Raw genomic sequence first — 20516 nt, 5'->3', positions numbered from 1 at the left:
CCCCTCCCACATGCGTTCTACAAATATTGCATATGAAATGCATATTCTGCAAGAAGTGTGGGCTGATCACGCGTCGCGAGCAACTCCGCTGCTCCTCTCGCTCGGACGTCGGGGCGGTCCCACCGACCCTGTCTGCACCGCGACGGCGCCTCCGCCGGCGGTCAGCGATCGCCGGTCGGCGCGGCGGCGATGACGGACTCGACGAACTCGGTGGCGATGTCGCGCACCTTGCGATTGAGATGTTGGGATCGGGTCGACAGCACGGTGAAAGCCGCATCCTCGTCGATGCCACGCAAGGCCATCAGGATGCCCTTGGCCTGTTCGATAGGAGCCCTGTGCACCAGCGCGTCCCGTAGTCCGGCGATGGTTCCGTGTAGTTCGCGGCGACGTCGAGCCCTCCCGAGAGCATCCGCTGTCACTCCCGTGAGCAGCTCGACGAGGCGGTGATCCAGATCGTCGAAACCCTGTGGTGCACGGGCGAACAGGGTCAGCGATCCGACCGGCCGATCGTCGCAGACGATCGGCGCACACAGCATGGTGTTGATGCCGACGCGGCGAGCAGCGGGTCCGAGATGCGGCCATCGATCGTCGTCGACCGTGCAATCGACGACGATGGTGTCGGCCGTGCGAGCCGCGTGCAGACAGGGACCGTCGTCGGCGGAGTACTGCTGGTCGTTGATCGGCGCGATCTCCGTGCTCGAGGCTGCGGCGGTGAAGGTGAAATCGCCGATCGACAGCGTGATGCCGCAGTGGTCGGCGGCATCGACGAGGGTGCAGGCGACGTCGGTCAGTCGATCGAGCAGCTCGGCGACGTGGTCGTCGTCGGCGAGTGCGGCAACTGCCCGGACGGCCAGAGCGAGCCGCAGCTCGGGCGATGTGGGGTCCGACGTGGTCACAGCACTCTTTCCATCACTCTCTCAGGTCGCGTACGAACTCGCGAAGAAGGGAAGTCGGTGATCGACCGCCGTCGGTTTCGACGGTCGATCACCGAACTCCGGGTGCAGCGGGGCACCTGCGCACGACTGTGCCCGGTGGGGGACCACCCTGAAACACCGCTCGGAGATCACGGTGAAGTCGAGAGAGAAAATCTCCCCTCACGGTAGGTTGAGTGGCACCGGACGGGGTATGGACACGGACAGACAGCGGCGTCCAGAGTGCGGCGGCTTCCTACTACCTACCGATACAACGGCCGATCGGCCCGTGCGGGGTCACCCTGCGTGGTCGTTCGTACGCGTGTCCGAGGAGCTCCGCGTGGTTCGCAAGGTTGACGTGACGCTGATCGACGACCTGGACGGGATGTCTGCGGACGACACCGTCGTGTTCGGTTACCGGGGAACGTGGTTCGAGATCGATCTGTCTGCGGAGAATGCGGCCCGTGTCCACGGACTGCTCAGCGAGTGGAGCGCTCGTGGGCGGCAGTCGACGGACATCTCGACGGTGCGGCGTCGGACGGCAGCGGACCGCGCGGAGACCGCGGCGATCCGCACGTGGGCGCGTGGACATGGTTTCGCCATCGCCGACCGCGGGCGCATCGCCGATTCTGTCGTGGCGGCGTATCGGACGCGAGCACGTCCGCCGTCTCGTGAGGATGCGACCTGCCCCCGTCGTCGCGGACGGGAAAGCTGAACGAGGCGTACGCGAGTCGATCTGCGAACGCCTGGTGGAGGGATGGACCATGAACGACCCCGGTGACGCGACCGCGTCCGACGGGCCTCGACTCGGCCCGGGGGAGCGGTTGTCGGATTTCGTCGACGTGTGTGTCGGGGTCGCCGGCGCGGACAGTGGCGCGGTGGTCGTGTCGTCCCCGCGTCACCCCGATACGCGACGCGTGCTGCACACCACCGACTCGTCGGCGGAGAGGATCGCCGACCTGCTGTACCTGCACGGCGCGGATGTCGATCTCGTGTCGAGTGACCGTGCGGTGGGCCGGACGATCATCGTGGGCGACCGCCACGACGGGGCGCGGTGGCCGTTGCTGATCGACGACCTGGTGGCATTGGATGTCGGGTGGGTGAGGGTGCTCCCACTGGGCGCGGTGGACGCCCCCCTCGGGTGCGTGCAACTGCACCGGCGCTCGGTGCGGAGCGGGCCGTTGCCGGCAGGAACGGACGTCTTGATCGGACACCTGGTGCGGGTCATCGGGCCCGTGGTCGCAGGCGACGCCGCGCTGGCGACCGTGGACGGTGACGAGGCAACGGATCTCACGAGCGTGGCCATCGGCATCCTGGTCGCGCGGCATGCCGTGGCGATCGATGTGGCGTCGGCGATGTTGCGGGCCGGAGCGGTCACTCGGGAGCATTCGTCGGTGGAGGAGGCGCAGCGCATCATCGCCACCCTCCACGGCCGCGAGGGGCCGTGACACGCGCAGCGTGACCACGGCATCATCCTTCCAGAGGGGTCACTCGGCAGTCTCCGCGGCCACGAGTCCGAGCACCAGAGCGGCCGCCAGACCGCCTGCGTACGCCCGGTTCCACAGACCGCCGGTGTCGGAACCAGCTGCCAGCAGGCCCGGAATCGGCTCGCCGTTCGCTGTCAGAACGCGGGCATCGCCGTCGACTCTGATGCCGTGAAACGGGAAGGTGACGGCCGGGACGGCTTCGATGACGTAGTACGGGGGTTCGCTCAGCGCGCTCGCATCGAGCGCTCGTCCCGGTGTCGGTCCCTCCGCCGACGTGGTGGACTCGTTGAAGTCGGCGATCGCGGCCGCGATGGCGGCTCCGTCGTATCCCCAGTCCTCCGGTAGGTATTCGAGCTCCTCCAGCGTGTCCGCGCGTCCGACCCGACCCCCGCGCTTGCTCGCCAGTGCGAACTTGTCGACGGCCACGGCGCCCTCGACGTACGAGGCCAGGACCCAGTCCCGGTGGACGCGAGCGTCCGCCACGAGGAGGCCGCGTGCCTCGCGCCGGTCGAGCAGAGCCATCGTCGTCAGGTGATCACCGAGTGTCTCGTCGACGAAGCGCGTCCCGTCGAGATCGAACAGGAGCGCGTGTTCGCTGTAGTACAGCGACATGTCGACGAAATCGGACGGGTCCGTCAGGGTCACCCCGCTGGGAATCAGGTGCCCGTAGAAGCCGGCGTTCATCGCACCGGCGGCAGCGCCGACGCTCTCGGCGAGTGTCAGGCCCACGCCCGTGCTGTGGGGGTTCGAGCGCAGTTGCATGCGCCCTGCATTCGGATGAACGTGCTTCTCGAGTAGCGCTGCGGACCCTTGGAAACCGCCCGTGGCAAGCACGGTGTGCGCCGCCCGCACGTCCTGTGGTTCCGCGGTGCCGGTCCGGATCACCGCGCCGGTGACGACGCCGTTCTCGAACGACAGGCTCTCGGTGCTCGTGTTCAGCAGGACCGATCCGCCGGACTCGAGGACGATGCGCCGACACAGATCGACGTACTGGTTGGTGTCGAACTTGTGTCCGCGCCCGAAGGACAGGATTCGCTGAGCGTCACCCACCTCCACACCGGTGTCACGTATCCACTGCACGCCGTCCTGGAACCGGTCCACCAGTAGTCGTCTCAGGGCGGGGTCGCCGTGCGGGTTCTGTGCATCCATGACGGTGTGATCCGGTGCCGTCCAGACGTATCCGGCATAGCGCGCGGATCCGCCGACATCCGCACCGATCTCCACCACGACGACGGATCTACCTGCGGACGCGGCACGGGCCCCGGCGGTCAGACCGGCCATCCCTCCGCCGATCACCAGTACGTCGCACGCGATGTCGTTCATTGCTGTCGGCCTCTCGATCAGAAGTGGTGTCTGCGGGTCACCGTGAGAACGCGCGCAGGCCTGCTGCGGCGAATTCGGCTGTGGCGTGCGCGGCTGCCGCGGCGGTGCCGTCTGCATCGTCGGAGGTGAGGGCGCGGTGTGCGATGCCTTCGGCGATGACGGCGATCTTGAAGTCGGCGAGAGCGCGGTAGAAGTTCCAGTGGGCGAGGTCGCGTCCGGAGGCGACGGCGTAGTGCTGGGCGAGGTCGTCGGCGTCGGGGTAGCGAGGGGAGGTCCAGGCGGCGTCGAGGCCGAGGACGGTGTCGAACATGGGTTGCCGGTAGGCGCACATGAGTGCGATGTCGGTCAGAGGGTCGCCGAGAGTGGACATCTCCCAGTCGACAAGTGCAGCAACGGTTCCGGGCTCGCCGAAAGTGAGGATGGTGTTGTCGACGCGATAATCGCCGTGCACGATGGCGGCGGCGCAGTGGGTGGGGACGGCGGCGGTGAGTGACTGGTGGAGTCGGTCGACGTCGTCGAGGTCGCGGGTCTTGACGCGGTGCCATTGCCGTCCCCAGGTGGCGACCTGTCGGGCGGTGAATCCGTCGGGTCTGCCGAAGTCGGCGAGTCCGGCCTCGTGGTGGTCGACGGCGTGCAGCGCGGCGAGGACACGGACGAGTTCGCTGGTGTTGGCGGCGATGTCGTCGTCGGTGAGGGCGTCGAGGTCGGTGCGGGTGCGCACGACCTGTCCGGGGACGAACTCGACGACGGTCATCGGCGCTCCGAGCGTGGCACCGTCGGCGTCGAAGGCGACGGTGGTGGCGACGGGTACGTCGGTGCCGGCCAGGGCGCGGGTGACGGTCCACTCGCGGGCCATGTCGTGTGCGGAGGGGGTCAGTCCGCTGACCGGGGGGCGCCGCACGATCCAGGATGTGGTGTCGTCGTGGGCGCGGTAGGTGAGGTTGGACCGTCCTCCTGCGATGCGGTCGACGCGCAGGTGCCCGGTGATGTCGATGCCGGTGTCGCGTAGGAACGTCTCGAGTGCGGCGATGTTCATGCCGGGGAGGGTGGTGGTCACGGCTGTTCCTTCGCGGCGCGGCGGGCGGCGCCGACGGCGCGTTTGGCGATGGCCCACCGGTGCACTTCGGAGGGGCCGTCGTAGACGCGGAAGGGGCGGACCTCGCGGGAGAGTCGGGCGAGGGGGAGGTCGTCGGAGACACCGAGTCCGCCGCACATCTGCACGCCGCGGTCGACGATGCGGAAGATGGCTTCGGCGGCGAAGGTCTTGGCGATGGAGGTCTCGTTGCTCGCGGGGTCGCCGAGGTCGAGTGCGTGGCAGGCGGTGACGAGCAGGGCTCGGGTGGCGGCGATGTCGATCTCGTTGTCGGCGATCATCTTCTGCACCATGCCGAGGTCGCCGAGGCGGCTGCCGAACCCTTCGCGGTGGGCGACGTGGGCGACGGCGACGTCGTGTCCGCGTCGGGCGGCGCCGAGCCAGCGCATGACGTGGGTCATGCGGGCGGGTCCGAGGCGGACCTGGGCGTAGGTGAATCCTTCGTCGACGGCGCCGAGGACGTTGTCCTCGGGCACGACGACGCGGTCGAAGGTGACCTCGCAGTGCCCGCCGATCATGGCGCGGTCGAGGGTGCTGATGTGGCGGCCGACGGTGACGCCGGCGGTGTCGGCGGGGACGAGGAACATCGTGGCGCCGCCGCGGTCGCCGGGGGTGCCGGAGGTGCGGGCCATGACGATGAAGAATCCGGCGCCGTCGGCGCCGGTGATGAACCATTTGTGGCCGTCGATGCGCCAGCCGCCGTCGGTGCGGGTGGCGGTGGTGGTGAGGGCGGAGGGGTCTGATCCGGCGCCGGGAGCGGGCTCGGTCATCGCGAACGCGGACCGCACGTCGCCGCGGGCGAGGGGGGCGAGGAACTGTTCCTTCTGGGCGGGGGAGGCGACGTGGGCGAGCAGGTGGACGTTGCCTTCGTCGGGGGCGCCGATGTTCGTCGCGATCGGTCCGAAGAGGGAGTAGCCGGCTTCTTCGAACACGGGGGCGCGGTCGCTCATCGACAGTCCGCCGCCGCCGTACTCGCGGGGGGCGTGGGGGGCGAAGACTGCTGCGTCCTTGGCTGCGGCCTGCAGTTCCCGGCGTAGGTCGTCGCCGCCCGCGGCGGTCACGTCACCGAGGAACTTGTCCTCGATGGGCAGGACGTGCTCGCGGGTGAACGTGCGGGTGCGCTCGATCCACTCGCGGACGACAGGGTCGTAGGTCAGATCGATCGCCATGGTGGTTCCCTTTCACATGGTCCACGAGCGTTCGCTCGGTGGGGTCGTGCTGAGACGTGGTTCGAGGCTCACGGGCCCGCAGGTGACGGAACCCTCGACGGATCGACAGGCGGCGGTGACCAACGTTCGGTCACCGCGTCTTCGTGAGGTCGATACATGCGTAGTACCAGGAAGAACGGACGTGGTGGGGCGGGAAGCCAGGATTCCCGACTATCGAGGTCATCGGGTCTCGCGTACCCGACCACGATGCGAGAGGGAGTGGACACCACACCGTCCGACGAGGTGGTCGATCCGACGGAGAACACGTCGCCGGGTGCGTCGTACAGCCAGCCGGTATCGGCCTCGTACAGGGTGACGCTCCAGAACGCCTCTGCGGGTGGGGGTTCGGAGAAAGAGATCTCGTAGGTGCAGCCTTCGAGGCCCGTCAGTGCGTTCCCGTCCGAGTCGACGTACGTGTTGTACGAGCAGTTCTCCTCGACGACGTTGGCTCCGAGCCCCACGAAGTTCATGACGGCGCGTGCCACGAAGTTGTGTCCGTGTGCGCCCTTGTCGAGTACCCGCGTCCACCCGGACGCCGTGTGCCGCCCGAGGCGGGATCGGGACGTGTCGAGCAGGGACATGGCGCGTGTGAAGCCGAGGTCGGCGCCTCGTGACACCACCTCGTCGAGATCGCCGACCTCCGGCGTACCGGGACCGACGTTCAGCTGACGGAACTGGTGAACGTGCGACACATCCTGCACCGGAACACCGTTGACGGCCACCACGGCATCGAGGGCCGTCAGGAACGCGGCGGCGGACGACTCCACCTCCTCCCGGAGCAGCACGGGCCACGAACGGGAGCGGGGAGGTGGACCGGTGAGGGCGACCGAGTCCTGCAGTGTCCTGACCGTGTCGATGTCGTCGGGAGCGCCGTGAACCTGGATGCGCATGAGCAGCCACATCAGCGGGGTGGACACGGGGAAGGACACGACGTCGGACGACCGCGCGGTGTCGGGGTCGTCCTGGCCCGGCGCGATCACCACGATCCTGCGTGGACCGTCCGGATGCGTCCGCGCGCTGACGTTGCTCACGTTGCTGTGGGCGTCCAGGAATTCGAGGGTGTAGTACCTGCCACCGAAGTCGGGTAGCTCGATGGTCACCGGTCCGTCGGTCAGATCCAGCCAGGCATTGGAGTAGACCGTGTCGACGTTCGGAACCCGGAACTGGCGGAAATCCGAACCGGCCGTGCTTCTCTCGTGGACCAAGGTGTTGACGGACCACGGTGCACCGTCGGCATCCGGAGCGCACTGTGCACACATGCTCGCGTACTGGTAGACGGCGGGCACGCCGTACAGCACTGCCTGCTGCGCGAGCACGGACGCGAGTGTGAGCGCCTCGTCGGCGGCCACGGGTCGGACGTCGTCGGACGTCGATTCCTGGTACTGGTCGGTTCGAGCAGGGTCGTACGGCGTCGGGCCACTCACGGTGGCCGCTTCTCGTCCTCGAGTCATCCGACACTCCTTCACCCGGCGCACCGACCTGTACGCGACCCCGCCATCGCTCTTGACTCTGCCCACCCTACTTGGTGAACTGAGGTCAGTTCAACAAAGGAGATGGACATGAGTGCTCTCGGTAGATCGATCCGGACGACCACGATCGCTGTGGTCGGGGTGGTGGCGCTGACGATGACGGCGTGCGGCAGCAGCGGTGGAGGGGGTACCTCTCCGGTGGAGGGGAGCTGGGACGACGTCGTCGCCGCGGCGAAGTCCGAGGGGTCGGTGATGTTGTACTCGAGCCAGAACACCACGATCCTCGACAGCGTGAAGAAGGCCTGGAGTCAGACGTACCCCGAGATCACTCTCGATTTCGTTCGCGGAACGGACGCGGATCTGAATCCTCGTGTCGAGACCGAGAACAAGACCGGCAAGGGCACTGCGGACGTACACGTGGTCACGGACACGGCATGGATCGCGTCGGCGGCGGAGTCCGGCGCGTACTCCCAGTCTCTGAAGGGTGACGCGTTCGACGATCCGGACTACGGACGGGACCGCAGCGTCAAGAACGACAGGTTCTTCCTCGACGTCGCCGCCACCTTCGGCATGGGGTGGAACACGGGTACCGTGCCGGCCGGACTCACGGATCCGCGCGATGTCCTGCGCCCCGAGTACCGAGGCAAGGTGGGCGTGGTCAACCCCGTCGGCATCGCGTCCTACGTGGATCTCTACCGCTTCTACCGCGAGAACTTCGGCGACGATTTCGTGGATCAACTCGCCGAGCAGCAGCCTCGTATCTACCCGAGCTCGCTGGGGGTCGCGCAGGCACTCACCTCCGGTGAGGTCGTCGTCTCCCCCATGGTCCAGCCTCTCGTGCAGGAGGTCGCGTCCGGAGCTCCGGTGAACTGGGCGCTCCCGACGCCGTCGTGGGGAACACCGTTCTACGGTCACGTCACGTCGGTCGCGCCTCATCCCAACGCTGCGCAGGTTCTGGCCGACTTCCTGGTCAGCCCCGAAGGGCAACGGGCGCAGGCGATCGGGGTCGCGACTGCGCTGCCCGGTATCGACGGCGCGACCGCCGACGCCCATGACATCGCCGGGCCCGATCCGACACAACTCACTCCCGAGTTCATCGAGCGGGAATCGCGTGAGTGGGAGCAGAAGTTCCAGGGCTGACCGAGGCACGGAACGGCCCCGGGCTCAGTACCCGGGGCCGAACGTCACGGTGCGGGCCACGATCAGTGCCAGGATGCCGAGGCTCGCAGTGAGGACTGCCAGTACATGAGCGCGCGCCGGGATTCCTTGCGGCGCGTCCGGGCCGGCGTCCGCGCGCCTGCGCTTCCGTATCCGGACGATGTCGACGACGAGCGCAGCGACGGCGCCGGTCAGTACGACGCCGGCGGCTACAGCGGTCGGTACGTCACCCTGGTGGGTGGCCAGGCGCAGACCCACCAGGGCGCACACCGCCACCGAGCACTCGGTGCGCCGCCAGGCGAGCGCCGTCCGTTCGACCTGGAGACCACCGTCCCCGAGTGCGCCCGCAGGCCTTCCCTCGGGTGGTCCCGTCACGAGAAGACCGACCAGACGACCAGCGCTGCGGCCACCGCCAGCAGGACGGCCAGGGGTGCTCCGACACGAGGGGACGGAAGCGGTCGATTTCGGCGCAGGCTCGATTCGACTGCGCCCCAGGCCCACCACGCGTGCAGCGGGAGAACGACGGAGCACCCGATCAGCAGCACCGATGCGATGCGTGCGGGCGTCGTGTCCCCTCCGACGTCGAACACGTCGAGCGCGACTCCGGCTGCCATGAACGCCAACGATGTTCGAATCCATGCGAGGTACGTCCGCTCGTTCGCCAGACTGAACCGTGCGTCCGGTTCGGCACCGACGGAGTAGACCCGGCGCGGGCGCCGACGATCGTGCGCCTCCTCCTGGGACATGACTTCTCCTGACGGTCGAGGGCTCGCAATGTCACTAAGAGTCCCTAGCCTAATCGAACTCACTTCAGTTATGGTCGTGGTGTGACTGCACCCGACTGCTCGGATGGTGGCGACGAGCTGTTCCGCGACGCGCGCGCGCTGCAGATCTGGGGATTTCCGCTCGTCTTCGCTCAGCGACTGCGTCTCCGGTTCACATCCCCGCTGGAGCCTGACGTGGACCGGCCGCTCACATCGGCGGGTGCAGCGCTGAACACGATGGGCCATCAGCGCAGGTTGTCCGATCCCACCCTCACCGCAGGAGTGGCTCCCAACGTGGACACGCTCTACTCACTGGCCTTCGTCGACCTCGATGTCGGGTCGTTTACGCTTCGAATGCCCGATCTCGGGGACCGCTACTACTGCATTCAGATAGGTGAGGCCGACTCGACGACCATCGCGGTACAGGGTCAGCGGACACACGGGAGCCGTTTGCCGACACTGCATATCGTCCGCTCGGGCAGCGAGGTGGTCATGGCGGACGACGAACTACTGGTGGCCTGCCGAACACGTCATGTCATGGTTGCAGTGCGCATCCTGGTGCGACCGGACGATGCCGAGGATCTCCGGCGAGTGATCGCCGTGCAAGACGTCATCGTGCTGGACGGGCCGCGTGCGCCCGGAGCTGCGTGCGACGCTGCCACCCGCACGCTCGTCCTCCGTGAACGCGATGACGAACTACGCGATCCGGAAGCCTTTCTCGACTCGCTGGACCACGCCGTCGCCGGTGTCGCGGCGGCGGACGTGCCACCCGCGGTCCGCGAGAGCATGGCGCGACTGCGTAGAGCGCTGCACCCAGGGGAGCAGTCCACGCGAGCACGTTCGCAGTTCGCAGCAGGGTTGTCCGACGGCCTGGACGCGATCGCCGACCGGGTGAGGTCGCTGGGCCGGACGACGAACGGCTGGTCGGTCAACGAACTCGGCACGGATTTCGGCGACGACCATCTTCTGCGCGCGGCCGTCGCGTTGTCTCAGATCTACGTCAACCCGGCGGACGAGGCGCTGTACCCGGTGTGTGAGGTGGACGACGGTGGGCGCCCCTTGTCGGGTGCGCATTCCTACGACATCACCTTCGCTGCCGGCGAGGCGCCGCCGGCGCGCTTCTTCTGGTCCCTCACCGTCTACCACAAGCGAGGACTGCTGTGCGAGAACTCGATCGGCCGATATGCAATCACCGACCGGACGCCCGGCGTGACGGTGGCGCACGACGGATCCCTGACCGTTCGACTCGCGTCGACCCCGCCCGCGGAAGGGACGAGCAACTGGCTCCCGACTCCGTCCGGAGACTTCCGGTTGATGCTGCGGCTGTACGGACCCTCGGACCGGGCGTGGAGCCCGCCAGTCGTGCGGCGGACGCCCGCCAGGTCGTCTCGGACCGTGGGGGACCGATGACCGACACGCGATCCGGAGGGATCGAACTCGGACCGGTATCTCGACGGGTGTTGTGCGAGTTCGCATCCTGTGCGCGCGGACCCCTGCCGAGTACCACCGCGGTGGCCCGCGCTCTCCACATCAGCGAGCCGCACCTACGGCGCCTGCTCGCCGGTGAGTCGACCACTCTGGGTGCTCTGCGTGCTCGACACGACGCCGCCCGCGCGGTGGAGGCGCTTCGGCGCGGCGAGGCCCTGGACATCGTGTCGGCCCGATTGGGCTACTCGGAACCACGGGCGTTCCGGCGCGCCTTCCGCCGGTGGACCGGGATGACGCCGAGCGCGGTAGGTGCGGCATGACCGGGGTGATCTCGACCCGTCATGTCGTGTTGCGCTCGTGGCCGAACGGCGCACTGACGAGTGGTGACCTCGAGGTGGTGGAGGCGCCGGTGCCCGAGCTCCGTTCCGGCGACGTGCTCGTCCGCAACACGTGGCTCTCGATCGATCCGTCGATCCGCATCCGGCTGTCGAGGCAGACGCCGGGAGGCTATCTGCCGCCCTTCGCGCCGGGGCAGGCACTGGAAGGTCTCGCTCTCGGCGTCGTCGAACGATCGGAGAGCTCCGCTTTTGCTGTCGGTGACATCGTCACTCACACACTGGGTTTGCGTGAGTACGCCCTCATCTCGGCCGACACCGCGACGATCGGCGGCTACGGGTCGCCCACCGTCGTCCGTCCGGGCGGTCTGCCCGAACAGTGGTTCCTCGGGCCCCTGGGCAGTTCCGGTCTCACCGCGTACGCGGGGATGATCGGCATCCTCGACGTGGGGCCCGCGGACACGGTCTGGGTGTCGTCCGCTGCCGGTGCGGTCGGTGGGCTCGCGGCGGGACTCGCGGTGGCACGAGGGGCCACCGTCATCGGATCGGCAGGGTCAGCGGCCAAGGTGGCCCATCTGCGAGCGTCCGGCCTGGCGGACGCCTTCGATCATCACGAATCGCTGCCCGCGGCGGTGGCCGCCGCGGCGCCGGACGGCATCGACGCGTACTTCGACTGTGTCGGCGGTGATCACCTGACTGCAGCGATCGACGCACTTCGACCGAACGGACGTATCGCGATGTGCGGCCAGATGTCCCAGTACGACGCGGCCGACGCGCCGAGTCTTCCCGGCAACCTGTTCCAGTTCGTGTCGAAGAATCTGTCGATGCGGGGGTACCGGGCCGGATCGTTCCTGCACCTCGAAGCCGACATGCGCGCGGAGATCACCTCCCTCATCGACGCGGGCCGTCTCGGGTACGACGAATGGGTGTTCGACGGACTCGATTCGGCCCCGGCCGCACTGGTCTCGATGCTGGCAGGGGAGAACATAGGTAAGACGCTCGTCCGACTGGGATGACCTCGCGGGCGTCACCGTCGGAACTCAGTCGGCGGAGAGGGAGTCGAGCAGCGTTGCGAGGCGGTCGGGGGCGCTGATCATCGGCATGTGTCCGGAGCCCATGTGCACGACGTGCCCCGACCCGGCTCCGGCGCGGACCAGTGCGGACGAGGCTTCTTGCAGTGCTGGTGGATAGCACATGTCCCTCGCCGTCCGGATGTAGGTGCGGGGGACGTCGACCTGGAGGCCGGAGAGATCGACGGTCTCGGTGAGCAGCGCGCCGGAGTCGTCGACGAGCTGCTCGAGAGTCCACGCGGTCTGTTCGTCGTCCATGTCGTTGCACAACATGGCCTGTGCCCCCTCGGGGCCCTGGACGTATCTGCCGCCCACGATGGACGCCTTCACGATGTCGCGAACCGCAGGATCGATCCCGTCGATCACCGCCGTTCCGTCCGTCGGGACTACCGCGGCCAGGAAGACGACGTGCCGGACACGGTCCTGCAGCCTGTCGAGGACGCGGGGCACGGAGACTCCGGCGAACGAGTGGGCCACCAACACGATGTCGGTGACGTCCTCCCGCTCCACGTCCGCGACGATCGCGTCGGCGCAGTCCTCCAGGGTGACGGTGCGGAGGTCGACGTCCGCGCGTGTGCCGCGCCCCGGAAGGTCGACCGCGACGACTCGCCCCGTCAGCAGTGGCGCGAGGCGGTCCCAACACGACGCGCCCATTCCGGCACCGTGCACGAGTACGAACGACATGATGTGCTCCATTCTCTTCATGATTCGTCGGTGGTGCGGTCCAGCGGCACCGGCAGTCTAGAGTTCTGCGCCCACCCGATAGCCCTCTGCGATCGCGTGACCGATGCGCCGTGGCGTGACGCAATCTCCGATGACACTGACGGTGGGGCCCGCGTCGAGTCCGAAGGACGACACTGCCACTCGCGGCTGGTGCCACACGATCGCGGCGTCCTCGTAGGGCCGGTCGCCGGTCCCGAAGACCGGACGCAAGGTCACTGGATCAGCAGGGTCGTCGGGGACGTGAAGGGCGTGCGCGATCTGGAAGTCGACCCCCGCGTCACCCAGTCGATCGAGCAGCGGTCCTGCACTCTCGGCGGGAATTCGGGACGCGAGAGCGGTGAGCGTCGTGGCCACGGTGACCTCCCAGCCCCGCTGCGCCAGGGCTTCGGCCGCGCTGTACGCCGGCCAGAACCCGTCACCGTCGTCGAACACCACCACCCGGCCCGCGTCGCCCGACACCCGGCCGAGCAGAACGTCGTCGACGCTGTAGGCGGTGCGCTCTCGGAGCAACGGGGTCAGGTCGACCGGACGCGATCCGGTCGCCACCACGATGTGGTCCGACGCGGAGCGAATCTCGGCCAGGTCGTCCTCGCCGATTCCGGCCGACAGGTGAACATCGACCTTCAGCCGACGCATCTCCCGTTCCAGGTAGTCGACGATGTCGATGAGCGTCGCCCGGTGCGGCGCCGAGGCAGCCACCCGCACGGATCCGCCGAGGGCACTGCTCTTCTCGAACACCGTGACTCGGTGGCCCCTTCCCGCGGCCACGCGAGCGGCTTCGAGACCGGCGGGGCCGCCGCCGATCACGACGACGTCCTTCGTCGCGCGGGCTCGTCGACCGACGTCGACGTGTCGACCGCGCCCGATCTCGGCATTGACCGCGCAGTGCAGATGCGGGTCGAAGGCCCTGCAGTCCTGGTTGACGCCGAGGCAGCCGCGTATCTCGTCGAGGCGACCGGTTCGGGACTTGTTCGGCAGTTCGGGGTCCGCGATCAGCGCCCGCGCCATGCCGACCATGTCCACCTGTCCGGTCTTGATGGCGTGGTCCGCAACGCCCGCATCGCGAATCCGCTGTCCGACGAGAGTCGGTGTCCCGGTCGCCGATCGGACCCTCGCAGCCGACGGGATCGCGACCGCGTCCGCGCCGGTGGAATCCTTGACGTACTTCCCGCGGGTGCCGTGGGTGATGCTGAAGTAGTCGACGCCGACCGCGGCCACGTTCTCGGCGATGCGAACGCAGTCGTCGATCGACATTCCGCCGGGGATCTCCTCCTCCCCGCTCAACCTCACTCCGAGCACGAGCCCCGCGGGCATCTCCGACCGCATCGCCTCGATCACCATACGGGTGAAGCGCATTCGGCCGTCGAACGAGCCGCCGAAATCGTCCGTTCGTCGGTTCGTGAGCGGGGACATGAACTGAGCGGGGAGGTACCCGTGCGCAGCATGAAGCTCCACCCCGTCGACACCTGCTCGCACCAGGTTTCGCGTCGACGTGCGCCAACCCTCGACGATGTCCTCGATCTCCGCGACAGACAGTTCGTGGGGTGGGTAGGCGTCGCGCGCGGTCTTGATCGCCGAGGGCGCGGAGGGCGGCGCATCCGATTCGCCGCCGATGAACTCACGTCCGAGATGGCAGAGTTGGCCGATGAATCGTGCGTCGTGGCGATGCGCCGCAGACACTTTGGCCGCTGTGCTCGGAATGACCTCGACCCGGTAGGCTTCGATCAGCTTGCGCGAGCGCAGCGTCGTCGTCGGGTGCACGACCGTGGCACCCCCGATGATCAAGCCCACTCCACCCGCGGCCAGACGCTCGACGTGCTCGGTGTCCCCGTGGGTGGGCACACCGTCGACCGCCATCGACGTGCCCGCCGGGAGCGCGACCAGTCGGTTCTTCAACGTGAGTCCGCCGATTCGGATCGGTGAGAAGAGGTGGGGAAAGTGGTCGTTCATGCGGACTCGGTTCTGTCGGCGGATGTTCTGGGGCGGACGAGGACTCGAACACGCGGTTCCTCCGCCAGGTCGAGCGCGAGGTCGGTTCGGACGAGCCGTTCCGGAACTGTGAGACGCACGGTCTCCTGGGCGGAGTACTCGGCCCAGTTCCGGAAGGTGCAGAACTCGACGTACGTCGAGGCGGAGTCGCTCACCCTGGTCAGCGCCCATCGCGATGCGCCGAGGCGCAGGCGCGACGACCTCAGACGAGTCATGGCGTGGACGAAGTGGTCCGCCCGCTGCGGACGGACCACGTACGTCGTCTCGACGACGATCGTCGCGCCACGATGACCCGGTTCGAGTTCCGGCGGTCCGGCGGCACCGGACGGGTCGGGCGCGATGGAGTCGCTGGGCAGAATGCCTCGGCGCAGCAGTCCGATCGACGACACCGACATCGCGACGGCGGAGAGTGCGACAGCGGAGACGAGCCCCATCGTGTCGGCGAGGAACCCCCACAAGAGGGCGCCGACCGCTTGGCTGCCCTGGAACGTCAGCATCACGACGGCGATGACTCGGGCCTTGATCCACGGTGGCACGACCGCGTGCGTCGCGATCATCCACGTGCTCTGCACGCCCACCCAGGCCGCGCCGACCATCACCAGTAGAGCGAACACGACCGGCATCCACGGCACGACGGCGAGACCGAGCAGAACCAGTGCGTACGCGGCAGAACCCAGGGCCGCGAACACGTTCCAGCTCAGGCGTCGTCGCAGCGGCATCGAGGCGATGGTGCCCGCCACCGCTCCGACACCGATCGCCCCGGACAACACTCCGAACTCGAACGTCGTCACGTGGAGCATCTCGTACGCCACGAGCGGCAGCAGAGCCCACAGGCAGCTCGCCGGCAGGCCGAACATCACGACACGGAACAACAGTCTCCGCGTCCATCGCGAATGACGGATGAACCGCAGACTCGTCGCCACCGATTCGAGAACCGACTCGGTCCTGGGAACTCGCCCGGACCGAGGCGGGATCTGACCGGCCGCCAGGACGACGCAGATCGCGAACACGACCGTGACGAGAGCGAAGGTCGAGGTGGCGCCCCATGCGGCCAGGAGTGCCCCGCCGAGTACCGGACCGATGGCGCGTGCACCGTTGAAGATGGCGCCGTCGATCGCGGGCACGACGGTCATCATCTCGCGGGTCGCCAGCGTCGGCAGCAGCGATTGCCAGACGATCGCCACCGACGCCAGACCGCACCCCGACAGGAACACGGCCGCCATCAGAACCGGCATCGTCGCGAGTTCGAGGACCTGGAGCACCGTGAGTGCTGCCGACGTGACCAGCAGCCCGATCGCCGTGCCGGTCAGCAGAGTTCGATGGCCGGCGTGCTCCGCTATCGCGCCGAGGGGGAGGGAGAGCAGAAAGAAGGGCAGGCTGGCGGCGAACTGGACGCCCGACACTGCGAACGCGGATTCTCCTGCTCGGGTCAGGGTCCACTGGACCGCCAGAACCAGGATCCAGATCCCGATGGCGGCGCCGAGTTCGAAACCCAACATCATGCGTAATCGGCGCACACGTAACGGCGTCAGGAGTGTGACGGTCGGTGGTCGTGTCATGGCCTGTGCCCCTTCGCCGCCCGCCGGCATCACCGGATGAAGCCCGACGTCACCGGATGAAACGCTGTTCCCACTCCGCCTGGTACTCGGTGACCGCTGCGGGGTCGAGGTCCGCGGGGTCGGTCAGTGCGATGTCCTGTGCGCGTCCGACCAACTCCGGGATGTTCGGCAGCACACTCGCGTACCCCTTCGACAACGCCTGCTGGCCCTCGGGGGAGACGAGGAAGTCGGCGAGAAGTTGCGCTGCATTCGGGTGCGGTGCGGACGCGAGAACATGGGAGTAGTAGGGGGCGCCCCACGCCGGGTCCGGCCTGAACCACCCGACGGGTGCGCCTGCCTCCTGCTCGCGCACGAGGGGTTGGACCATCGGCGTGGCGATGATCTCTCCGGACCCGAGGCCCTGTGCGACGGCCAGAACGCCGGGATAGACACGTGGCTCGTTCTTCGCGAGTTCGTCGGTGTAGTCGGGTGACCAGTTCCGGTCGAAGAACCGGAACTGATCGGTCACGGCGGCGAAGCCCGCCGGATTCACGACGCCGACACGTCCACGCAGTTCGGGAGCCAGCAGATCCTCCGGACTGTCGAGACCGTCCGGTAATGCCGTGGTGTTCCAGCCGAGCCCCAGAACGGCGGCGCTGGTGAGGAAGAGCTTGTCCTCCAGCACGCTGGTGTCTCGACCGTAGTCGGGGTTGTCGAACGAGGGTCCGACGACGTTCACCGAGTACTCGCCCGAGTCGGCGGCCGCGCGGATCCACGCGGGGTCGGTGGTCATGTGGACGTCGCCGATCCCGCGCCCGGACTTGTGCTCCGCGTCCACGCGGGGGTTCAGTTCGACGTCGGAACCCCGCGTGAATTCCAGCGTGATGCCGGGATACGTCGCCTCGAATCCGGTCTTCACCGAGGCGAGGTTCTCGGGATGTTGCGACGAGTACAGGTAGACGGATCCCTCGTCCTTCGCCGCGGCGACCACGTCGTCCCACGTGCCCGACACCGGTCCGGACGCTGTCGCCCCACCGCTGCAGGCCGCCGACAACCCGACTGCGGCTGCCGATGTCAGCGCCGCGAGCGTACGACACCACGTGCTCATGAGGGTCTCCTGTCAGTTGTGGTCGACGGCGTCAGTCGAATGCGAGTTCCGGTGTCCGGCAGATGAGCAACCGGCGTATCGAGCCGGCCGCGTCGACCGACGCGGTCGCGTTGAAGGACGCCTCGAAGTCGCCGTCTCGCGTGGTCCGCCCCAGTACGAGTTCCACGTCGCCCACCCGGGATCCGACGTCGATGTGATGAACGAGGGTGCTCTTCTCACGCTGGGCGAGGTAGAGGACGAGTCCCTCTCTGTCGCCGACGAATTCGGCGGACGCTCCCTCCCCACGGGAGAACTGCACGGACATCCGGAAGTCGTCCGTGATCATGGTCAGCACCCGGTCGGGATCTTCGGAGTCCATGTACGAGAACCATGTTCGTAGGATTGCTGTCGCATCAATCGTCATCGTCGTGCTCCCGTCGGGTCGGTCGAGGGCGCGTCGGAACCGGCCCACGGCACCAGTGCGTGGTCGGGATCGAACGACACCTGGTAGCGGTCGATCAGTCCGTTCTCGTCGAGGTGCATCGCCGCGACGAAATATCCCGTCACGACATCGCCGTGCTCGGTGACGGCTCCCTGGGCGAACTGGACGTCGCCGTCCTGTGCGCGTCGCAGCAGCCGATGCTGCCGGCCGACAGGGGGACGTCCGGTGAGGTAGTCGAGCATCGCGGCGCGACCGGTGCCGGCTCGGGCTCCCGTCGGGACGATCATCACGAAGGAGACGTTCTCCGCCAGCATGTCGGTCGCCTGCTCGAGCTCACCGCTGTCGAGGGTGGCGTAGTAGGACTCGATTCGAAGCATGAACCGAACTTAGTTCAAGAAAAGTCCGCACGTCACCCATTTCGCCGATACTCTCGAAACAGAACTGAACTCGACTCAGGAGTGTTATGTCTGCAGCGATCGACGACGTCACCTACTCGCCCTGGCCGGAGGCGGAGCCCGCGGGCCTGATTCCCGGGCCGGAGCAGACCGATCTCCGGTCCGCGATGCGCGCAGTACTGGCGCGGCACCATGGGCGAGACGAGGGGGACCCGACGGCACTGTGGCGGACACTCGTGGACGACATGGCCGTGACCATGCTGTCCGTTCCCGAGGATCGTGGCGGCCTCGGGTACGGGATGACGGACATGGCCGTGGTCCTGGAGGAGTGCGGCCGAGCGCTCGTGTCGGAGCCGGTGCTGTTCGCGGCCGGTGTCGGCGTGCACGCGCTGCTCCGAGCTCCGGCCGGAACTGTGGACGAGATGCTGTCCGGTGCCCTCGCCGGTGAACTCCGCGTCGCGGTGCACCTGCCCGTGTCGCAGACGCGACGAGCTGCCACGCAGGTGATCACGGCCGACCAGACGGCAGACGGGTGGCGTCTGAGCGGTGTCGCGACCGACATCGTTCACGGTGCCTCGGCCGATGTCGTCGTGGTCGGGGCGCACACGGCGGACGGCGCCCGAGTGTTCGCCGTACCCCTCTCCGACGCGGTGCGCGCCGTCCCGCGGACGGTCATCGACCCGACGCGGCCGCGCGCCGACGTGCACCTCGACTCGGCAGCGGCGTCCGTGCTCACCGAGGTGGCGGACGCGGCCTCCGCTCTCGACGACCTGACAGCGCGAGCGACGATCGGGCTGGCGAGCGAGCACACGGGAATCGCCGATCGCATGCTGGAGATGACCGTCGAGTACGTCACCACCAGGCAGCAGTTCGGTCGGCCCGTCGGCTCCTTCCAGGCCGTGAAGCACCGACTCGCCGACCTGCTCCTCTCTCTCGAACGAGCGCGATCGGCATCCCGCTTCGCTGCTGCGCTCCACGACAGCTCCCCGGACCGTGCCGCGCTCGCGGTCGCGATCGCCGGCGCCGTGTGCACGGAGGTCGCGTCCGAGTCGGTCGCCGAGGCTGTGCAGCTGCACGGTGGCGTCGGCTTCACGTGGGAGCACCAGGCGCACAGATACTTTCGCCGAGCTACCGGTGACGAGGCGCTGCTCGGCGATGCGGTGTACCACCGCCGCCGCATCGCCGACCTCATCGGACTGAACCCGGTTCGAGTCGAGGGTTGACGCGCTCGACCCCATGCCGTAAAACTGAAGTGAATCCAGTTCAAATCGTGACGCAGCCCAAGGAGATCCCATGATCGACACCGACCACATCCTGCTCGAGAAGGACGGCGACGTCGCTCGCGTCTGGCTCAACCGCCCGCACAAGAAGAACGCGGTGACTCCGGAGCTGCTGTACCGACTCGACGAGATCATCGCCGAGGTCGACGCCGACCCGAACCTCAAGGTCCTGGTCCTGCGCGGTGTGAATAACACCTTCTGCTCGGGGTTCGACCTCGACATCCTGCTGTCCGACTACGTCGGCAGTACCAACGCCATGGACGTGGCCGTGCTCTCGGCCAAGGTCTGCGATCGCCTGTATTCCATGAACACTCCGTCCGTCGCAGTCCTCGAGGGCTACGTCACCGCCGGTGGGTTCGAGCTCATGATCTCCTGCGACTTCGCCATCGCCGACGACGACGCCAAGATCGGCGACTTCCACATCCGCCGTGCACTGTTCGGCGGTGCCGGCCCCATCTACCGCCTCCCGCGCATGATCGGCATCCGCAAGACCAAGGAACTGATGCTGACCGGCAAGCTGCTCTCCGGTGTCGAGGCTGCGGACTTCGATCTCATCAACGCGTCCGCGCCGGCCGCCGAGCTGGACAAGACCGTCGAGGAGTTCATCGCGCAGCTCACCGACAAGAGCCCGTTCATGATGAAGCTGACCAAGATGACGATCGACCGCGGCCTCGACGCGGACATCCAGTCCCTCATGGTCATGGAGCATCTCGCCGTGGGCAACGCTCTGCAGTCCGAGGACGGGCGAGAAGGCGTCACCGCGTTCCTCGAGAAGCGTGAGCCGAAGTGGGTCGGTCGCTGATCCACAGCGAGACA

At 67.7% G+C, this 20516-nt stretch carries 21 protein-coding genes; 8 read left to right on the top strand and 13 right to left on the bottom strand.

Going from position 1 to position 20516, the window contains the following annotated elements:
* Window positions 1–161: 161 nt before the first annotated feature.
* A complete protein-coding gene (locus tag J4E04_RS17825) occupies window positions 162–896 on the bottom strand; it encodes an ANTAR domain-containing protein (protein WP_490149169.1) in 735 nt (244 codons plus the stop codon).
* Window positions 897–1251: 355 nt separating this feature from the next.
* Here J4E04_RS17825 and J4E04_RS17820 point away from each other — a divergent pair, with 355 nt between their 5' ends.
* Window positions 1252–1626 carry a histone-like nucleoid-structuring protein Lsr2 gene (locus J4E04_RS17820; RefSeq protein WP_490149168.1) on the top strand — a complete coding sequence of 125 codons (375 nt, stop codon included), beginning with the start codon at window positions 1252–1254 and terminating at the stop codon, window positions 1624–1626.
* 49 nt (window positions 1627–1675) lie between these two features.
* Window positions 1676–2359, top strand: a complete 684-nt coding sequence (locus J4E04_RS17815; RefSeq protein WP_490149167.1) for a hypothetical protein — start codon at window positions 1676–1678, stop codon at window positions 2357–2359.
* Window positions 2360–2398: 39 nt separating this feature from the next.
* Here the strand turns inward: J4E04_RS17815 and J4E04_RS17810 are convergent, their stop codons facing one another.
* The 4 genes from J4E04_RS17810 to J4E04_RS17795 form a co-directional block, all read right to left on the bottom strand.
* Window positions 2399–3721, bottom strand: a complete 1323-nt coding sequence (locus J4E04_RS17810) for an FAD-binding protein (RefSeq protein ID WP_490149166.1) — start codon at window positions 3719–3721, stop codon at window positions 2399–2401.
* A gap of 37 nt (window positions 3722–3758) precedes the next feature.
* Entirely contained in the window at window positions 3759–4757 is a 999-nt protein-coding gene (locus J4E04_RS17805; RefSeq protein WP_490150568.1) for a phosphotransferase family protein, read from the bottom strand.
* Between the two features lie 17 nt (window positions 4758–4774).
* Complete coding sequence (locus J4E04_RS17800) at window positions 4775–5983, bottom strand: acyl-CoA dehydrogenase family protein (RefSeq protein ID WP_490149165.1); 1209 nt, start codon at window positions 5981–5983, stop codon at window positions 4775–4777.
* Window positions 5984–6051: 68 nt separating this feature from the next.
* Complete coding sequence (locus tag J4E04_RS17795) at window positions 6052–7473, bottom strand: DUF1254 domain-containing protein (protein ID WP_490149164.1); 1422 nt, start codon at window positions 7471–7473, stop codon at window positions 6052–6054.
* A gap of 108 nt (window positions 7474–7581) precedes the next feature.
* On the opposite strand from J4E04_RS17795, the gene J4E04_RS17790 reads away from it, so the two are divergent.
* On the top strand, window positions 7582–8631 hold the full coding sequence (locus J4E04_RS17790; RefSeq protein ID WP_490149163.1) for an ABC transporter substrate-binding protein: 1050 nt from the start codon (window positions 7582–7584) through the stop codon (window positions 8629–8631).
* A gap of 24 nt (window positions 8632–8655) precedes the next feature.
* Here the strand turns inward: J4E04_RS17790 and J4E04_RS17785 are convergent, their stop codons facing one another.
* The gene (locus J4E04_RS17785; protein WP_222646501.1) at window positions 8656–9024 is read right to left on the bottom strand and encodes a DUF202 domain-containing protein; all 369 of its coding nucleotides are present in this window, start codon (window positions 9022–9024) and stop codon (window positions 8656–8658) included.
* Window positions 9021–9395, bottom strand: coding sequence for a YidH family protein (locus J4E04_RS17780; RefSeq protein WP_490149162.1), 375 nt, complete (start codon window positions 9393–9395; stop codon window positions 9021–9023). Before J4E04_RS17780 ends, J4E04_RS17785 begins: the two co-directional genes overlap by 4 nt.
* Window positions 9396–9476: 81 nt before the next feature.
* Between J4E04_RS17780 and J4E04_RS17775 the strand changes: the two genes are divergently transcribed.
* The 3 genes from J4E04_RS17775 to J4E04_RS17765 are packed head-to-tail and all read left to right on the top strand — an operon-like array spanning window position 9477 to window position 12192.
* Window positions 9477–10823, top strand: coding sequence for a DUF1254 domain-containing protein (locus tag J4E04_RS17775; RefSeq protein ID WP_490149161.1), 1347 nt, complete (start codon window positions 9477–9479; stop codon window positions 10821–10823).
* Window positions 10820–11161: a helix-turn-helix domain-containing protein gene (locus J4E04_RS17770; RefSeq protein ID WP_051613017.1), complete on the top strand. Its 342-nt coding sequence runs from the start codon at window positions 10820–10822 to the stop codon at window positions 11159–11161. Before J4E04_RS17775 ends, J4E04_RS17770 begins: the two co-directional genes overlap by 4 nt.
* Entirely contained in the window at window positions 11158–12192 is a 1035-nt protein-coding gene (locus tag J4E04_RS17765) for a zinc-binding dehydrogenase (RefSeq protein WP_490149160.1), read from the top strand. The genes J4E04_RS17770 and J4E04_RS17765 overlap by 4 nt, the downstream gene beginning before the upstream one ends.
* A gap of 24 nt (window positions 12193–12216) precedes the next feature.
* Here J4E04_RS17765 and J4E04_RS17760 read toward each other — a convergent pair whose 3' ends face one another.
* Genes J4E04_RS17760 through J4E04_RS17735 form a run of 6 tightly spaced genes read right to left on the bottom strand, consistent with a single transcriptional unit; the run spans window position 12217 to window position 18402 of the window.
* Window positions 12217–12930 carry an alpha/beta fold hydrolase gene (locus tag J4E04_RS17760; RefSeq protein ID WP_490149159.1) on the bottom strand — a complete coding sequence of 238 codons (714 nt, stop codon included), beginning with the start codon at window positions 12928–12930 and terminating at the stop codon, window positions 12217–12219.
* Window positions 12931–12987: 57 nt separating this feature from the next.
* Window positions 12988–14919: an oxidoreductase gene (locus J4E04_RS17755; protein WP_490149158.1), complete on the bottom strand. Its 1932-nt coding sequence runs from the start codon at window positions 14917–14919 to the stop codon at window positions 12988–12990.
* Complete coding sequence (locus J4E04_RS17750) at window positions 14916–16517, bottom strand: MFS transporter (RefSeq protein ID WP_490149157.1); 1602 nt, start codon at window positions 16515–16517, stop codon at window positions 14916–14918. Before J4E04_RS17750 ends, J4E04_RS17755 begins: the two co-directional genes overlap by 4 nt.
* A gap of 49 nt (window positions 16518–16566) precedes the next feature.
* On the bottom strand, window positions 16567–17604 hold the full coding sequence (locus J4E04_RS17745; protein ID WP_490149156.1) for an ABC transporter substrate-binding protein: 1038 nt from the start codon (window positions 17602–17604) through the stop codon (window positions 16567–16569).
* 31 nt (window positions 17605–17635) lie between these two features.
* The gene (locus J4E04_RS17740) at window positions 17636–18007 is read right to left on the bottom strand and encodes a hypothetical protein (protein ID WP_222639947.1); all 372 of its coding nucleotides are present in this window, start codon (window positions 18005–18007) and stop codon (window positions 17636–17638) included.
* Window positions 18004–18402 (bottom strand): nuclear transport factor 2 family protein, encoded by a 399-nt coding sequence (locus tag J4E04_RS17735; RefSeq protein ID WP_285189844.1) that lies wholly within the window; start codon window positions 18400–18402, stop codon window positions 18004–18006. Before J4E04_RS17735 ends, J4E04_RS17740 begins: the two co-directional genes overlap by 4 nt.
* A gap of 86 nt (window positions 18403–18488) precedes the next feature.
* Here J4E04_RS17735 and J4E04_RS17730 point away from each other — a divergent pair, with 86 nt between their 5' ends.
* Together J4E04_RS17730 and J4E04_RS17725 are read left to right on the top strand one after the other, a co-directional pair.
* Entirely contained in the window at window positions 18489–19643 is a 1155-nt protein-coding gene (locus tag J4E04_RS17730) for an acyl-CoA dehydrogenase family protein (RefSeq protein WP_490149155.1), read from the top strand.
* Between the two features lie 70 nt (window positions 19644–19713).
* On the top strand, window positions 19714–20502 hold the full coding sequence (locus J4E04_RS17725; protein WP_027504435.1) for an enoyl-CoA hydratase/isomerase family protein: 789 nt from the start codon (window positions 19714–19716) through the stop codon (window positions 20500–20502).
* Window positions 20503–20516 lie beyond the last annotated feature (14 nt).

This window comes from Rhodococcus sp. NFXS4 (assembly GCF_058139645.1).
This window is presented reverse-complemented; position numbering and strand designations above follow the sequence as displayed.

Coding starts and splice junctions, on each gene's coding strand:
- J4E04_RS17815 (WP_490149167.1), top strand. CDS start 1,676: ATGAACGACCCCGGTGACGCGACCGCGTCCGACGGGCCTCGACTCGGC.
- J4E04_RS17810 (WP_490149166.1), bottom strand. CDS start 3,721: ATGAACGACATCGCGTGCGACGTACTGGTGATCGGCGGAGGGATGGCC.
- J4E04_RS17805 (WP_490150568.1), bottom strand. CDS start 4,757: ATGAACATCGCCGCACTCGAGACGTTCCTACGCGACACCGGCATCGAC.
- J4E04_RS17800 (WP_490149165.1), bottom strand. CDS start 5,983: ATGGCGATCGATCTGACCTACGACCCTGTCGTCCGCGAGTGGATCGAG.
- J4E04_RS17795 (WP_490149164.1), bottom strand. CDS start 7,473: ATGACTCGAGGACGAGAAGCGGCCACCGTGAGTGGCCCGACGCCGTAC.
- J4E04_RS17790 (WP_490149163.1), top strand. CDS start 7,582: ATGAGTGCTCTCGGTAGATCGATCCGGACGACCACGATCGCTGTGGTC.
- J4E04_RS17780 (WP_490149162.1), bottom strand. CDS start 9,395: ATGTCCCAGGAGGAGGCGCACGATCGTCGGCGCCCGCGCCGGGTCTAC.
- J4E04_RS17770 (WP_051613017.1), top strand. CDS start 10,820: ATGACCGACACGCGATCCGGAGGGATCGAACTCGGACCGGTATCTCGA.
- J4E04_RS17765 (WP_490149160.1), top strand. CDS start 11,158: ATGACCGGGGTGATCTCGACCCGTCATGTCGTGTTGCGCTCGTGGCCG.
- J4E04_RS17760 (WP_490149159.1), bottom strand. CDS start 12,930: ATGTCGTTCGTACTCGTGCACGGTGCCGGAATGGGCGCGTCGTGTTGG.
- J4E04_RS17755 (WP_490149158.1), bottom strand. CDS start 14,919: ATGAACGACCACTTTCCCCACCTCTTCTCACCGATCCGAATCGGCGGA.
- J4E04_RS17750 (WP_490149157.1), bottom strand. CDS start 16,517: ATGACACGACCACCGACCGTCACACTCCTGACGCCGTTACGTGTGCGC.
- J4E04_RS17745 (WP_490149156.1), bottom strand. CDS start 17,604: ATGAGCACGTGGTGTCGTACGCTCGCGGCGCTGACATCGGCAGCCGCA.
- J4E04_RS17740 (WP_222639947.1), bottom strand. CDS start 18,007: ATGACGATTGATGCGACAGCAATCCTACGAACATGGTTCTCGTACATG.
- J4E04_RS17735 (WP_285189844.1), bottom strand. CDS start 18,402: ATGCTTCGAATCGAGTCCTACTACGCCACCCTCGACAGCGGTGAGCTC.
- J4E04_RS17730 (WP_490149155.1), top strand. CDS start 18,489: ATGTCTGCAGCGATCGACGACGTCACCTACTCGCCCTGGCCGGAGGCG.
- J4E04_RS17725 (WP_027504435.1), top strand. CDS start 19,714: ATGATCGACACCGACCACATCCTGCTCGAGAAGGACGGCGACGTCGCT.